A 15,147-nucleotide genomic window follows, 5' to 3' on the forward strand; every position below is an offset into this window, starting at 1 on the left:
CACTTGACTAATCGTAAGAAAAGAGGCTGTGACGTAACTTTCATCTCCTGAATGAAAGCCGAACATTGAATCGCGCGAAAACCTTTAATAGAAAGGTTATTTCCGCATAAATTGTTGTTTTCGTGATAACTAATGTCGTTCCTTGCAGCGAGGGGAACTTGCATTCCGCGGGGAGCATGGGAGCCTCCTCGGCGTTTCGCCTGTGGGGTCTCCCAATTTGCTCTATTTCCCGCAGGAGTCAAGTTCCCTCCGCTGCAATCCACTAAAGTTTCTACCATTTAGTCTGGAAGCAGTAATATTTATGAAAAGAGCCAAAGAAAAAAATCCGAACTAAAACGAAATTCAAGTTGGAATTTCACATAATAGTTCGGATATTTCTTTGGCTGATAACCTTTTGTCCCTGCCTCTTCCAGAACCACTCACTTACAGGAGCGAGCTTCTTAAATCAAGGCGTGTAATCTACGCCTTTTGTATAGTTATTTCCGGCATTCCAAAGAAGGTACTCTTCTATCCCCTGATCATTCAATGCCTTGATTTGTGCTTCCACATCTTCTTTTCCGTACTTTTTGTAATTCCCGCTCCCGAGCCATGAGGCTGTGAAGTCTTGAAGCCATGGCCGTGAAACAGGTCTTGTTTTCAGCTCATCAAGTTTTTTATTTTCCAGTTTGGCATATTCAGTAATGAGTTCGTAAGGTTTTAAGTCTGGCTTCTCAATTCCAAAATAGGCCGTCCAGTGACTTGGGTAAATCATGGATGAGATGACATCAACATGGTCTGAGATTTTCGTGAAGTTTTGGCCGATTCCTGGTGCTTCAGGCAATGTTGCAGTATATCCAAAGATATCAACGGACGTTTTAACACCATAAGGCTTCAATTCTTCTCTTGCGTATTCAACAAAATCCGTTACAGCTGTTACGCGTTTTTGAATATTATCTTGATTTGTATCTGTATAATCGCCGTGGCTGTATTTTAGCGTGGCATCCTTATTTTCAAATCCTTCAGGGAAACGGACGTAATCAAATTGAATTTCCTGAAAACCGAGCTTTGCTGCTTCAATCGCAATCTTAACGTTGTAATCCCAAACGTCTTTTACAAATGGGTTTACAAATGATTCTCCGCGCCCGTTCTTCCAGACACTGTTTCCGTCTTTATATGACCATTCCGGTTTTTTATTTGCAAGAACTGTATCTTTAAAAACAACAACTCTCGCAATCGGATAGATTTTCTTTTTCTCAAGCTCTTTCAGCATGGCCCGCGGATCTTTTATGTATTGTTTACTAATATCGTAATAAGGCGACTCGGGGTCAGGGCGATACGTCAAATTCCCGTGATCATCTTTCACATCAATGACCATTGCGTTTAAATCCGTTGTATCCATCAGCTTTGTCAGCTGTTCAAATTTGCTTCCTCCGGCAGAATGACCTGTTACATAGATTCCTCTGATGGCATCTGGATATTCAAACTTCAATCCTGAATCAAATACGAAACGGGGCATCGACTCCGGCAATTCTTTCTTTTGATATACAAGTTCTTTGCTATCGTGTGCAGCAGCAACCAATCCTGTGTCTGCCTGAACCTGATTGCCTCCAGCTGCTGCAATAGACCCTGCTATCAGGAATGCAGGTACAATCTTTTGAAAAAAAGCCACGTTTAACACCCTCCATTTGCTGATTTCCCCTCATTATAAATGAAAAATCAGGATGTTCATACATGTATTGGGACTTATTTTGACAATTTTCTACAGCTTTCTGCTTTCATTTCTCATTCTTTTTACACATAAAAAAGTGATCTCAGTCAATGAGATCACTTTGAATTACTTCGCATATAAAGTTTTGTACTGCTTGTATTCAGCTTCTGAACACATTACGAAATGGCCTGGTTTTACTTCACGGAACTGCGGCTCATCTCCTTCTGTATACTGATGCTGAGCAGGGTCGTATTTCTTTCTGATACGAGTGCGCTCATAATCAGGATCTGGAAGAGGAATAGCAGAAAGCAAAGCTTGTGTATATGGGTGAATTGGATTGTTGTACAATTCTTCTGCATCTGCAAGTTCAACCAGCTTGCCGAAAAACATAACACCGATGCGGTCGCTGATGTATTTTACCATTGAAAGGTCATGGGCAATAAATAGATACGTAAGACCTTTTTCTTTTTGCAGTTTCTTCATTAAGTTTACTACCTGTGCCTGAATCGACACATCAAGTGCAGAGATTGGCTCATCTGCAATAATGAAGTCAGGATCTACTGCAAGTGCACGCGCGATTCCGATACGCTGGCGCTGTCCGCCGCTGAATTCATGCGGAAAACGGTTTGCATGCTCACGGTTCAGACCTACTGTTTCAAGGAGTTCATACACTCTTTCCATCCGCTCTTTATCTGATTTTGCCAAACCATGAATATCAATTCCTTCGGCAATAACGTCAGATACTTTCATACGCGGGTTTAAGGAAGCATATGGATCCTGGAAAATCATCTGCATCTTGCGGTTAAAGCTTTTCAACTCGCTTTTTGATTTCTTGCCGTGAACATTCACGCCATTAAATTTCACTTCACCGTCTGTAGCGTCGTATAAACGGATAATTGAACGGCCGGTTGTAGACTTCCCGCAGCCTGACTCACCAACAAGTCCAAGAGTTTCACCTTTATAGATATCAAATGAAATATTATCAACTGCTTTTACTTCATTTGCTTTTCCTACATTAAAATGCTGCTTTAAATTTTTGACCTCAAGTAGTTTTTCTCTTTCCATCTCTTACTTTCCCTCCTTCATTTCAGGGAACTTGCGCTGACGAAGCTTAACCGCTGCAGGCGGTTCAACTTTTGGTGCATCAGGATGAAGCAGCCATGTAGCAGCATAATGTGTATCCGAAACTTTAAACATCGGCGGCTGCTGTTCTAAATCAATTTGCATGGCATATTCGTTACGCGGTGCAAAAGCATCGCCTTTTGGAGGATGCAGCAGATTCGGAGGCGTTCCAGGTATTGCATACAGCTCCTGATCTTGCGAATCAAGGCTAGGCATCGAACTGATAAGGCCCCAGGTATACGGATGCTGCGGATTGTAGAAAATTTCATCTACCGTTCCAATCTCAATGATTTTTCCTCCGTACATAACCGCCACACGATCAGCAACATTTGCTACTACTCCAAGATCATGTGTAATGAAAATGATTGACGTATCAATTTTCTTTTGCAGATCCTTCATCAGTTCAAGAATCTGTGCTTGAATCGTAACATCAAGAGCGGTAGTAGGCTCGTCCGCGATTAACACTTTCGGATTGCAAGCGAGCGCGATGGCAATAACAACCCTTTGTCTCATACCGCCTGAGAACTGGTGGGGATATTGTTTGAAGCGCAGCTCAGGTTTTGGAATTCCAACAAGACGCAAAAGGTCAATCGCTCTTTCTTTCGCCTGTGCTTTGCTCATATTCTGGTGCTTTACGATCGGCTCCATAATTTGCTTGCCGACAATCATTGTCGGATTTAAAGAAGTCATCGGATCCTGAAAAATCATCGAGATATCTTTACCGCGGATTTTCTGCATTTGTTTATCAGACAGTTCCGCCAAGTTCTTTCCATTAAAGAGAATTTCACCTTGTTTGATTTCAGAGTTGCTCTCAGGCAATAATCTCATGATGGATTTTGTTGTAACAGATTTACCGGAACCAGATTCTCCTACAATTGCCAGTGTTTCCCCTTTTTTTAAGTCAAAGTCCACACCGCGGATAGCTTGTACTTCTCCTGCAAACGTGTGGAACGAAATATGCAAATCTTTTACTTCTAATATTTTTTCCATCTTAGGTCACCTGCCTTTTTCTAGTCTCTCATCTTAGGATCCAGCGCATCGCGCAGTCCGTCTGCAATCATGTTAAATGCAATCATAATGACACTGATTACGATCGCCGGATAAATCATTTGATAAGGGAATGCTCTCATTGATTTAAACCCTTCATCAATTAATGTTCCCAGAGAGGCAAGAGGATCCTGTAGTCCAAGTCCGATGAAGCTTAAGAACGCCTCGAAGAAAATAGCATTTGGGATGGTAAACATTGTATTAATGATAATAACCCCAACTAAGTTAGGAATCATATGTTTAAAAATAATTTTCGCATGACTTGCACCAAGTGTTCTCGATGCCAAAACAAATTCCTGATTCTTCATTTTAAGCACTTGAGCGCGGACAACCCTTGCCATTCCAACCCAGCCAGTGATTGTTAACGCAACTGTAATTGAAATAATACCAGGCTTTAATATCAGAATCATTAAGATAACGACAACTAAGTTTGGTATCCCCATCAGCACTTCAATGATACGCTGCATGACATTGTCAAGACGTCCGCCGAAATATCCGGAAATAGCACCGTAAGCAACACCGATAACCATGTCGATGAATGCTGCTAAAAATGCGATGTATAGCGAGATTTGTGTCCCTTTCCAGATGCGGGTAAACTGATCACGGCCCAGATTATCTGTTCCAAGCCAGTAGTATTCTTTAATTTGTTTTTGCTCATAAACCTTTACTTCTTCTCCATTATTAAGAGTTCTTGTTCCATCAAAAGGAAGCCATTCGATGTTTTCAAGTCCTTGAATACGCGGAGGCAAGTTTGCGTGTGTTGCTTTTTGGCGGGCTGAATCGTATCCGCTGACAGCAGGCCCGATAAAAGCTAATAGTGCAAGCAGAATAATAACAACCATGCTGAACACGGCAGCCTTATTTTTCTTAACCCGAAGCCAGGCATCCTGCCAATAATTCAGACTCGGCTTATTGATTTCCTCACTTTTTGCTGAATCAACCTTAGCGGGTTCGAATAATTCTTTGCTGATTTCTTTTTGTGCCATTATTTTTTACCTCCCGCTAAACGAATTCGTGGGTCAATGATGCCGTATAAAATATCGACAACAAGAATAATTAAAATAAATAGGAAAGCAAATAAAAGGGTTGTACCCATGATGACCGGGTAGTCATTTACTGTAATCGATTTAACGAACTGCTCACCAATTCCAGGAACGGAGAAAATTTTCTCGATAACAAGGGAACCGGTCATAAGTCCAACAGCAAGCGGTCCTAAAACCGTTACAACTGGAATTAACGCATTTCGCAATGCATGTTTAAAAGCGATTTCAAAATAGCTAGCACCTTTGGCTTTTGCAAGTGTAATGTAATCTGAATTTAAAACATCAATCATTTCTGTTCTCATAAAACGTGCAGCAATCGCGATTGGGAACATAGCAAGTGCTATTGTAGGCAAAATGCTGTATTCTGGTCCGCGCCAGAAGGCAACCGGAAGCCATCCGAGCTTTACACCGATGTAATATTGCATTAATCCGGCAAAAACAAACGATGGAATAGATTTACCGATTACAGCAAAGAATGTTGCACCGTAATCCACCCATGTATTCTGACGCAGTGCTCCGAGAATACCAAGAATTATTCCTAATATCGTTCCTACAAACATTGCCTGAAATCCGAGGATGGCAGATGGGGCTATACGTGCAGCAAGCAGCTCAGTTACCGGAGTGTTATTAAATTGGAAAGATACTCCCAAATCACCTTTTGCAAGGTTTGTCATATAAGTAAAGTACTGAACAGGTACAGGGTCATCTAATCCGTATTTTTCTTTCATGATCTCTACCTGTGCATCTGACAGCTTGTTGTTTTTAAATGGAGTACCGGGGATCACTTTCATTAGGAAAAATGTAAATGAAGCAATTAATATTAATGTGATAAGCATGTAAATCATACGTTGGCCTAAATATTTAACCATGTGTGCACCTCCTAGAACTATATGAAAAATTCAGAATCATCTACATAATTCGACAATTCTTTAGCAGGTAAAAAGAGAGTATATAGCATATACTCTCTTTTTATTCTTTTTGATTATAATCATTCGACTTGCATTCGTAAATAAGTATTACTCAGCGTCAGTGATTTTAATCCACTTGTAGCTGTATTCAGGACCAACAAGGTGATATGTGAATCCTTCAACTTTTTTGTTGATTAATAGGTTAGATGCACGTTGGTAAATTGGTGCGATACCAGCATCTTCTTCTAATACAACTTTCTCAGCTTGCTGAAGAGCTTCGAAACGTTTAGCAGGATCGTTAGCTAAAGTTGTTTGAGCGTCTTTTAATAATTTGTCATACTTTTCATTTGAGTATGCCATTTTATTGTTTCCGCCATCTGTAATCCATAGATCAGAGAAAGAAATCGGATCTAGGTAGTCAGGACCCCAGCCAGCAGCCTGGATGTCATAATCCATTGTTTTATCGCGGTCTAAACGAACACTGAAAGGAACACTTTGTACATCGATTGTTAAACCTTCAAGATTGTTTTGAAGCTGATCTTTCATGTAAGAATCGATTGTTTTTGACGTCTCAGTGTCTCCGCCAAGGTATACTAATTTCACTTCTTTTTGGCCGATTTCTTCTAAGCCTTTAGCCCAAAGTTTTTTAGCTTCTTCTACGTTGTAAGTTAACAGATCTCCATTAGCTTCGCGGAAGTCTTCACCAGTATCTGGGTTTGTAACGAATTCTTTCGGTACAGCATAGTTAGCTGGAATAGATCCATTGTTTAAGATCTCGTTTGTTAAATCTTCTTTATTAAATGCCATAGCGATTGCTTTACGGATGTTTACGTTAGCAAGAGCTTCGTTCTTCTGGTTTAATTTAAGCCAGAAAATTGTAGGCTCTAACCATCTTAATAAACGGTCGTCGCTTTCATATTGAGCGATAACAGCCGGTGTTGAAAGTTTAGGAGTAACATCAGCTTCTCCAGCTTCAAATGCATTTGCTGCAGCTTGAGGATCTTTTGAAACGTTGAATGTGATTTTCTCAAGGCTTACATTTTTTGCATCCCAGTATTCTGCATTTTTCTCTAAAGTCCACTCAGTATCAGCTGGTCCTTCCCATCCTTGGATCGTGAAAGGTCCGTTGAACACTAAATTTTCTGATTTTTTACCGAAGTTTGCAGCTTGTTCTTCAACAAACTTTTGGTTTTGAGGATAGAAAGTCGGGAAAGCCATTAATGATTTAAAGAACGCAATTGGTTTATCAAGTGTAACAACCAAAGTCTTTTCATCTTGAGCTTTAACACCTAATTCTTCTGGTTTCACTTCACCATTGAAAAGTGCTTCAGCATTTTTGATTTTACCCATCATCATGTATGGACCATATTCAGATCCTGTATCAGGGTTAAGAGCGCGCTGCCAAGCAAAAACGAAGTCGTTTGCAGTAACAGGCTCACCGTTAGACCATTTTGCATCTTCTTTTAATTTAATCGTATATTCTGTGCCGTCTTCATTAGCTTCTGGCTCGCCTTCAGCCATAGCAGGCACTGGCTCTTGGTTTTCATCAATACGGTATAAACCTTCATTCGTATTGTTTAATTGAGTTAAGCTGATTGTATCAGTAGCTAATACAGAGTCCATTGAAGGAATCTCAGATGATTCTAAAACTTTAAGCTCCTGTGCCACATTTGTTTCTTCTTTAGAGTCTTTCTCTTTGTCTCCTCCGTCAGAAGAACCTGAATTGCCTCCGCCGTAGCAAGCCGTTAAGAAAACGCTTAATACAAGCGAAAGAACTAAAAGCAATGAAAATTTTGACTTTTTCATTAATAACCCTCCCTTTTATTTTTAAAAAATTCTTACAAACACTATTATACAAGCTTTCGAATTTTTGTACATTCATTTTTTTAATAAAATTTACACAAATGCAATAAAATTAAGACTATTTTCAACTTAAAATAGTTCCTTATACCTATAAATTACACTGTATTCTGTCCTGATATTTCAGTTAATTTACACATGAAATACTAAATGCTTAGTCTTTGTAAAGAATTTAAACAGTGTGTAAAATATAAAATGTATACAATATACAACAATAGTTAATAAACTATTTTGCGGGCATAATGAAAAGATTCTGACTAGTTTTACTATTCGTGCTATAATATCTTTCGTATATTTCAATAAAAATTTGTTATTTAAACGTCTTTCATTTTAGTATAATTAATTAAAAAAAGAGGGTTTTTATGAAACGAAAATTATTTTTATCCGCTTTTTCCGTGTCGTTTGTTCTAGTCTTTTTGCTTTCCCTTCTATTCTATGGTGAAATCACGCTGCTTCACTATATCAATATTTCTTTTTACATATCTGGAATTCTGCTCTTCATTTCGCTGTTCCTGCTTGTAGCGGAAGGCGGATTTTTTGATGCAATTACGCTAGGCTTCAGAAGAACCTTTCAGTCAAAAGGCAGAGATTTAGAAAAGGAAGAAGCAGAGGAAATGAGGCTGTTTTCTGAACTGCTCAGCATTGAATACATGCCATTTTTATCAGCAGGCATGCTCCTTGCCGCCACAATGCTTGCCGGGTTAATGATCTATTACCTCTAAAGCAGTTGATTATCTGCTCATAAGCTTTTATAATGTAAAAAAATACTTATTTATGAAGCGATGATAAAGAGTAGTACATAGTGACTTCATTTTTAGAGAGCCTGCTGCTGCTGGAATGCAGGCAATGAAAGCTATCGAATGGACTTTTGAGCAGCTGGCCGAACATTAGTAGGATCAGCCGTTTCGTCTTGCGTTAAAAGACGTTAAGTGATTTCTTTTAGAAATAATTAGGGTGGCACCGCGGTCCATTCGTCCCTGTTCAGCAGGATACGAATGGGCTTTTTTGTATGTAATTCAAAACAGGAGTGATAAAATGAAAACTATTTTTTCGGGCATACAGCCCACAGGATCCGTTACACTTGGAAATTATATCGGGGCAATGAAACAATTTGTTGATCTTCAGCATGATTACGATTGCTACTTCTGCATCGTTGATCAGCACGCAATCACTGTCCCGCAGGATCGGCTTCAGCTGCGCAAAAATATCCGCAGTCTTGCAGCCCTGTACCTGGCAATCGGCATCGATCCTGAAAAAGCAACATTATTTGTTCAGTCTGAAGTTCCGGCCCATGCTCAGGCAGGATGGATGCTTCAATGTGTCGCGTATATCGGGGAACTTGAAAGAATGACGCAATTCAAGGATAAATCTACAGGAAAAGAAGCTGTTTCTGCGGGTTTGTTAACCTATCCACCACTTATGGCTGCCGACATTCTACTATATAAAACGGACATCGTTCCTGTCGGTGAAGATCAAAAACAGCATTTGGAGCTTACTCGTGATCTGGCAGAGCGTTTTAACAAAAAGTATAACGACATCTTTACAATCCCTGAGGTCAGCATTCCAAAAGTCGGTGCGAGAGTCATGTCACTTGCAGATCCTTTGAAAAAAATGAGCAAATCAGATCCAAATTTAAAATCGTTTATCACTTTATTAGACGAACCGAAGACGATTGAAAAGAAAATCAAGAGCGCAGTAACGGATTCAGAAGGAATCGTAAAGTTTGATAAAGAAAACAAACCAGGTGTCTCTAATCTGCTCTCTATCTACTCCATCCTTTCAGGTGAGTCCATTGAAAATTTAGAGAAAAAATATGAAGGCAAAGGATACGGTGATTTTAAAAGCGATACCGCGGCTTCCGTAGTTGAGGTTCTTAAGCCAATTCAGGATAAGTATCATGCTTTATTAGAGTCAGAAGAATTGGATCTTATTTTAGACCGCGGTGCAGAACGAGCAAATGCTGCAGCGAACAAAATGATTAAAAAAATGGAAAACGCCATGGGTCTTGGCAGAAAAAGAAGATAATCATCATATAAAAAAAGAGCATCGCATTCGATGCTCTTTTTTATATTTGCTGTTCAAACTCCATTCCTTTTTGGCTCATTAAATATTGAAGAGCCGTTCTGAAGGTTAAAAATGACTGAATTTCATTAAAGTTTGTCAGTCCGGAAGTGATCAGCAGCTGGGTTAAAGCCGGTCTAAAACCCACATATAGAATCTGAATGCCCATCAGCCTGATTGCTGATGTCATATTATGAATATAAGATCCAAACAGATCGAGTTCCCATATTTCTTTTTCTGAGATTGCTGAAAAATCAACAATAACAGTAGAAACTTCATCTGAATGAGAAACTTCTAATATTTTTGAAATTATAAAGTCAAATCTTTCAGACGAAAGTTTTCCGGTAATTGGAACAAGAATGGTATCAGGAATAATGGACGGGATAATTGGAACAGAAATTCCCTTAATAATCTCAGCACTTTCTGCTAATTGCTTTTTAAGTTCCAGAATTTCCGTCTGTAATTTAACAATTTGTTCTTTTTCGCTGCTCATATGAACCCTCGCTAATCGTTAATAATTGCATACCGCTCTATTTTACCATTCATTTTCAATTCATACAGATTTTTCACCATAAAAAAAGAAACCATATTCTGTGAATTGGTTTCTTTTTTTTAAGCTTGTCCTAGTTTACTTTTGATTCATGTTCCATTTCCCATAGCTTCTCAAAGAATGGCTGTCCTTTAATCAGATGTTCGCATAGCGTCATATGTTTAGGACTCCAGCCATTTAGCGTTTCATCGTAAAGCTTTCTCCACACATCTTCAAAGTTCATGTCCTGAATCATTTCATACATCGTCGGATTCCATTCTGTGTACCAATATTTCACCTCAGCAGCATTTTTTGTTGACTGAAGCTGATCAAGGGCCATGAAAAGCAGCTGCTTTAATTGCCGTTCTTTTCTAGTCAAACCGCTCATATGTGATGGACTTGGCGACAGGATATGAAATTCCTTTTCCATGGATTCTGCTTCAAACAAATATTCTTCTGCTTCCACATCTTTAATCATTTCATAAACAAGCTGTTCCTGGCGCGGAATTAACCTGCTTTTTCGGACCGGAATGCTGTAGCCGATCGTATCGACTGCAAGTATCCCCTGTCCATCTGTTACGACGAAACAGTAATCAAGCTGAATTCGCTCGTGATTTTTGCGAATGTAAGCTTTTTGGAAGGCATCTTTTAAAAGTCCCTGCGGCAGCTCCGATAAATCATTCTCAATATAATGGTATAAGACCGAGTTAACTTTAAATAGAGGAACCTGGTCCAGAAGCTCAACACTGTCATCTTTTCTCCATTCATGAAAATGACACACATTGTACCCGTTTTCTTCTCCTTCAAACCAGTTCACCCATACATCATGAAGAAACAACATTTATTACCCCTCACTTCCGATGCTTTTGTCTTTCAGTATAGGCAGAGAGAAGAAAATATATTCCAATTCGTTCATATTATGGATGTTTTCTTTCGACAATTTTTGAACATGCTCTGTATATCTTAGGATTAATCAGCAGGAATGATCAACCGATGAGCGAGAATTGCGTTCTATCCATGTAAATGTCATTCTATCGGCAAAATCCTGAATTCATTTAGTATTAATAGAAGTTCTATAAGGGAAAATCCGCGTGCTATCATTATTCAAAAAAAAAGCCAAGAATAAATTCTTGACTACGCGTTGTTATTCATTCACTTTAGGATCCAGTGCATCCCTGAGGCCGTCTCCCACGAAGTTAAAGGCAAGCACTGTCAAAAGAATCAGTGATCCCGGTAAAATCGGATACCATGGTGAAGTCAAAAGAATCGTAAAGTTTTGTGCGTCCTGCAGCATGTTCCCCCAGCTCGCAGTCGGAGGCTGAATGCCAAGACCAAGGTAGCTGAGCGTTGATTCAGCAAGGATAACTCCTCCTACTGAAAGGGTTGCAGAAACAATGATCGGTCCAATCGCATTAGGAAGAATATGCGAGAAGATAATCTTAAAGCTTTTTGTACCAATCGTTTTGGATGCAAGAACAAACTCACGTGTGCGCAGCGACAAGAACTCACCGCGTACAAGACGGGCAGTTGTCGTCCATCCAAGTACCGCAAAAATAATGATCAATTTATCTACACCCGGCTTAAAGATTGTTACAAGTGTGATTAATAGGAAAATCTGTGGAATGGAAAGGACAATATCAACAAATCTCATAAGAATTGCATCAATAATGCCGCCGAAATATCCTGCGATTGCTCCGATAACCGTACCAATGGTGATAGAACCAAGCACGGATGCAAATCCAACCAACAGTGACACTTGAGCCCCGTACAACAAACGCGTCAGCAAGTCACGGCCAAATCGGTCCGTTCCAAGAAGATGTTCACTGCCTCCTGGAGGAACAAGTTTCTTCATTAAATTCTGTGTTTCATATGAATATGGAGCGATCAGCGGAGCAAAGATTGCTGCTGAAATAATAATTATCAGAAAAACAGCACCTGCGATAGCCAATTTATTTTTACAAAATTTCCTGAAAAATATTTTCGTTAACGTATCAGGGTTCGCTTTTAAATTCCCATGAATCGCCAGTTGATTAGAAGTTTCCGGTGTTAGGTTTGTTTGTGCCATTTTGCTCCCCCTTCCTAATACTCAATTCTCGGATCAAAAATTGCATAAAGAATATCTGCAATTAAGTTGCCGATAACTACAAATACAGCGGAGATAACAGTTAGAGCCATAATGACAGGATAATCACGCTGGAATGCTGAATCGATAAACAGCAGTCCGATGCCTGGCCATGAGAAAATTTTCTCAACGACAACAGCTCCGCCAATAAATGAAGGAATCATTAATCCGAAAATCGTAATGATTGGGATTAATCCGTTGCGGACACCATGTTTAATAATTACTTTTGATTCACGGAATCCTTTTGCTCGTGCAGTTCTCATGTAATCCTGTTTAAGAACATCAAACATACTCGACCTTGAATACCTGGTCAGACCTGCCATATCGGCTGAGGCAAGAACAAATGCAGGCAGCATGAGATGATGAATCCTGTCCCATATGCTGAATTCGGCATTCAAAGTGGAGGTCCCTCCTGTCGGGAACCAATTAAGCTGAACAGCAAATACCATAATTAAGATTAATCCCAGCCAGAAGTTCGGTGTGGCCAGACCCAAAAAGGAAGTGACAGAAACGGTATAGTCAACTTTTGTGTACGGTCTTGCAGCTGAAATGATTCCAAACGGAATGGCGACAAGCAATGCAAGGACTGTAGATACGACCATTAAAAGAAGTGTGTTTGGCAAACGGTTCATAATCATTTCACTTACAGGTACACCTTTACGGATTAATGATGTTCCAAAATCCCCTTGAACCATGCTTCCGAGCCATTTTAGATATTGGATATGTACAGGATCATTTAATCCGTATTTCTCCATAAACTTCGCTTTATCAGCAGGGCTTATTGATGGATCCATTAATAAAGTTGTAGGATCTCCTGGAGCTAATCGTATGATCGCAAAAGAGATAATGGTGATGCCTAATAATAAGGGAATAGCCATTAACGTACGGCGGATGATATAAGTAATCACAGCTAGTTCTCCCCTCTCCTTCTCATTTTTCTATAAATAAAAACATGTCCAGAAATCTCAGGCAGACTCGTTCAATTTTCAAATTCATAAAAATGAGGGAAGGGAGTATTCCCTTCCCTCTGTAAGTTTCTAGAAGTGTTGCAGCAATCAATAAATGATTACTGTTTTAACCACCATTTGTGGATGTTGTAGAATTCGCTCTTAGCGTTGAACTCATAGCCTTGTAATCCCTCTGGCATTACGCGGTGAACGTTAGGGTAGTACAAGAATGTGTATGGCTGATCTTCAGCAATAATTTTGTAGATATCAGCGTGTTTTGCAGCATACTCATCTTGGTCAAGAATTTGTTTTGCTTCTTCCATTAACTTATCTGCTTCTTCGTTTTTATAATCAATCATGTTTAAGCCTTCAGCAATTTGGCTTGAATGGAAAATGTCATATTGATCAGGGAATGTGGACAAGCTCCATCCTAAGATCATTGCATCAAAATCCCAGTTTGGTGCAGATACTTGCTCGATGAAAGCAGAGAATTCAATGATCTCAGGCTTTACTTCGATGCCGATTTCTTTTAATTGCTGCTGAACAACTACAGCGATGTCTTCACGGATTTTGTTTCCTTGGTTCGTTTTTAAAGAGAATGAGAATTTTTTGCCGTCTTTGTCTAAGATTTTGTCGCCGTCAGTATCTTCCCAGCCAGCTTCTTTTAATAGAGATTTAGCTTTTTCAACGTCATAAGAGAACTTTGTTACATCGTCGCTGTAAGCGAAAGAAAGCGGGCTTTCAGGTACGTGTGCAACTTCTCCGTCACCGTTCATTACAGAAGAAACCATTGATTCTCTGTCAAGTGCCATTGTTAAAGCCTGACGCACTTTCACGTCTTTGAACAGCTCGTTCTTTTGGTTCCAGCCGATGTACGTGTAAGAAAGACCAAGGCCAGACTCCACTTTCACGCCGCTGAACGTGCTTTTTACTGTTTCAATGTCAGTTCCTGGAACTTCAGTGAAATCAACATCGCCAGCTTGAAGCTGTGCTAATAAAGCATCCTGGTCAGGAACGATTTTGTAAGTGATTGAATCTAAGTATGGCTCGCCCAAGAAATAATCAGGGTTTTTCTCAACTTTTACATACTCTCCATCTTTCCACTCAACGAATTTGAAAGGACCAGAACCGATTGGAGTTTTTGTGTTGAATTCGTTTTCGCCAAGCTCACCAACTGGAACTTTGCCAAGGATGTGCTCAGGAAGGATTCCGTAGCTAAGAGCTACAGGATAGAAAGAAGCATCTTTCTTAGAAAGCTTGAATTCTACTTCATAGTCGCCTTTTTTCGTTACAGACTCTAAAGATTCAAAAGAAGAACCGCGCTCACCGACATAGTCAGGGCTCTTAGGGATGCCGTATGTAAATACTACGTCATCAGCATTTAATTCTTCACCATCGTGGAATTTAACGCCTTCTTTAATTTTTACTGTATACGTTAATCCGTCTTCAGACGTTTGGATATCTTCTGCCAAGTGTAAAGTCGGGTTAAACTCTGTGTCAGAGCTTACAAGACCGTCAAAGATGAAACCTTCGATATCTGAGCTTGAAGCATCTGTTGAATACATCGGGTTAAACAATGTCGGTCCGCCAATCGTTCCAACAACTAAATCTCCGCCCATTTGCGGTTCGCCTGCATCTTCAGCGGGTTTTTCATCTTTCCCGCCAGAACCTGAAGCAGGTGTTTTTTCGCCAGCGCCGCTGTTACACGCAGCTAAGAACAAAGAGAAAACTAACAATAAACTAAGTAATGTTAATAAACCTTTACGTTGTTTCACTTCATATTTCCCCCTTAAAAATTTGAATTTTTAGTTTTCTTAACAT

General features: G+C 39.7%; 13 protein-coding genes and 1 other annotated feature. Of the genes, 2 read left to right on the forward strand and 11 right to left on the reverse strand.

Going from position 1 to position 15,147, the window contains the following annotated elements; all coding sequences use genetic code 11:
- Nucleotides 1–445: 445 nt before the first annotated feature.
- The 6 genes from ABEQ24_RS04460 to ABEQ24_RS04485 all read right to left on the reverse strand — a co-directional run bounded on the left by ABEQ24_RS04460 (nt 446) and on the right by ABEQ24_RS04485 (nt 7,613).
- On the reverse strand, nt 446–1,558 hold the full coding sequence (locus tag ABEQ24_RS04460; protein WP_430005711.1) for a putative glycoside hydrolase: 1,113 nt from the start codon (nt 1,556–1,558) through the stop codon (nt 446–448).
- Nucleotides 1,559–1,813: 255 nt separating this feature from the next.
- Nucleotides 1,814–2,752, reverse strand: a complete 939-nt coding sequence (locus ABEQ24_RS04465) for an ABC transporter ATP-binding protein (RefSeq protein WP_430005653.1) — start codon at nt 2,750–2,752, stop codon at nt 1,814–1,816.
- Between the two features lie 3 nt (nt 2,753–2,755).
- Nucleotides 2,756–3,799: an ABC transporter ATP-binding protein gene (locus ABEQ24_RS04470; protein WP_070879184.1), complete on the reverse strand. Its 1,044-nt coding sequence runs from the start codon at nt 3,797–3,799 to the stop codon at nt 2,756–2,758.
- Nucleotides 3,800–3,819: 20 nt separating this feature from the next.
- A complete protein-coding gene (gene opp3C, locus ABEQ24_RS04475; RefSeq protein WP_430005654.1) occupies nt 3,820–4,842 on the reverse strand; it encodes an oligopeptide ABC transporter permease in 1,023 nt (340 codons plus the stop codon).
- Complete coding sequence (gene opp3b / locus ABEQ24_RS04480; RefSeq protein WP_430005655.1) at nt 4,842–5,768, reverse strand: oligopeptide ABC transporter permease; 927 nt, start codon at nt 5,766–5,768, stop codon at nt 4,842–4,844. The genes opp3C and opp3b overlap by 1 nt, the downstream gene beginning before the upstream one ends.
- A gap of 147 nt (nt 5,769–5,915) precedes the next feature.
- On the reverse strand, nt 5,916–7,613 hold the full coding sequence (locus tag ABEQ24_RS04485; RefSeq protein WP_430005656.1) for a peptide ABC transporter substrate-binding protein: 1,698 nt from the start codon (nt 7,611–7,613) through the stop codon (nt 5,916–5,918).
- A gap of 416 nt (nt 7,614–8,029) precedes the next feature.
- Between ABEQ24_RS04485 and ABEQ24_RS04490 the strand changes: the two genes are divergently transcribed.
- Both ABEQ24_RS04490 and trpS read left to right on the forward strand, forming a co-directional pair.
- Nucleotides 8,030–8,389 carry a DUF3899 domain-containing protein gene (locus ABEQ24_RS04490; RefSeq protein ID WP_430005657.1) on the forward strand — a complete coding sequence of 120 codons (360 nt, stop codon included), beginning with the start codon at nt 8,030–8,032 and terminating at the stop codon, nt 8,387–8,389.
- 51 nt (nt 8,390–8,440) lie between these two features.
- Nucleotides 8,441–8,649 (forward strand) — a binding site (T-box leader).
- Nucleotides 8,650–8,702: 53 nt separating this feature from the next.
- Nucleotides 8,703–9,692, forward strand: a complete 990-nt coding sequence (gene trpS, locus ABEQ24_RS04495) for a tryptophan--tRNA ligase (RefSeq protein WP_430005658.1) — start codon at nt 8,703–8,705, stop codon at nt 9,690–9,692.
- Nucleotides 9,693–9,732: 40 nt separating this feature from the next.
- Here the strand turns inward: trpS and ABEQ24_RS04500 are convergent, their stop codons facing one another.
- The 5 genes from ABEQ24_RS04500 to ABEQ24_RS04520 form a co-directional block, all read right to left on the reverse strand.
- On the reverse strand, nt 9,733–10,221 hold the full coding sequence (locus tag ABEQ24_RS04500) for an STAS domain-containing protein (RefSeq protein WP_430005659.1): 489 nt from the start codon (nt 10,219–10,221) through the stop codon (nt 9,733–9,735).
- Between the two features lie 130 nt (nt 10,222–10,351).
- A complete protein-coding gene (locus ABEQ24_RS04505; RefSeq protein WP_430005660.1) occupies nt 10,352–11,098 on the reverse strand; it encodes a YjbA family protein in 747 nt (248 codons plus the stop codon).
- Nucleotides 11,099–11,401: 303 nt separating this feature from the next.
- Nucleotides 11,402–12,322 (reverse strand): oligopeptide ABC transporter permease, encoded by a 921-nt coding sequence (gene opp4C / locus ABEQ24_RS04510; protein ID WP_430005661.1) that lies wholly within the window; start codon nt 12,320–12,322, stop codon nt 11,402–11,404.
- A gap of 14 nt (nt 12,323–12,336) precedes the next feature.
- Entirely contained in the window at nt 12,337–13,287 is a 951-nt protein-coding gene (locus ABEQ24_RS04515; protein WP_430005662.1) for an ABC transporter permease, read from the reverse strand.
- 158 nt (nt 13,288–13,445) lie between these two features.
- Nucleotides 13,446–15,101, reverse strand: a complete 1,656-nt coding sequence (locus ABEQ24_RS04520; protein ID WP_430005663.1) for a peptide-binding protein — start codon at nt 15,099–15,101, stop codon at nt 13,446–13,448.
- Nucleotides 15,102–15,147: the final 46 nt, after the last annotated feature.

The sequence above is a fragment of the Metabacillus idriensis genome (genome assembly GCF_050483325.1).
GTDB classification, from domain to species: Bacteria; Bacillota; Bacilli; order Bacillales; family Bacillaceae; genus Bacillus_P; species Bacillus_P idriensis_A.

What these genes read in the sequence shown, in the direction of transcription:
- ABEQ24_RS04465 (WP_430005653.1), bottom strand. Translation starts at nt 2,752, where the DNA reads ATGGAAAGAGAAAAACTACTTGAGGTCAAAAATTTAAAGCAGCATTTT.
- ABEQ24_RS04470 (WP_070879184.1), bottom strand. Translation starts at nt 3,799, where the DNA reads ATGGAAAAAATATTAGAAGTAAAAGATTTGCATATTTCGTTCCACACG.
- opp3C (WP_430005654.1), bottom strand. Translation starts at nt 4,842, where the DNA reads ATGGCACAAAAAGAAATCAGCAAAGAATTATTCGAACCCGCTAAGGTT.
- opp3b (WP_430005655.1), bottom strand. Translation starts at nt 5,768, where the DNA reads ATGGTTAAATATTTAGGCCAACGTATGATTTACATGCTTATCACATTA.
- ABEQ24_RS04485 (WP_430005656.1), bottom strand. Translation starts at nt 7,613, where the DNA reads ATGAAAAAGTCAAAATTTTCATTGCTTTTAGTTCTTTCGCTTGTATTA.
- ABEQ24_RS04490 (WP_430005657.1), top strand. Translation starts at nt 8,030, where the DNA reads ATGAAACGAAAATTATTTTTATCCGCTTTTTCCGTGTCGTTTGTTCTA.
- trpS (WP_430005658.1), top strand. Translation starts at nt 8,703, where the DNA reads ATGAAAACTATTTTTTCGGGCATACAGCCCACAGGATCCGTTACACTT.
- ABEQ24_RS04500 (WP_430005659.1), bottom strand. Translation starts at nt 10,221, where the DNA reads ATGAGCAGCGAAAAAGAACAAATTGTTAAATTACAGACGGAAATTCTG.
- ABEQ24_RS04505 (WP_430005660.1), bottom strand. Translation starts at nt 11,098, where the DNA reads ATGTTGTTTCTTCATGATGTATGGGTGAACTGGTTTGAAGGAGAAGAA.
- opp4C (WP_430005661.1), bottom strand. Translation starts at nt 12,322, where the DNA reads ATGGCACAAACAAACCTAACACCGGAAACTTCTAATCAACTGGCGATT.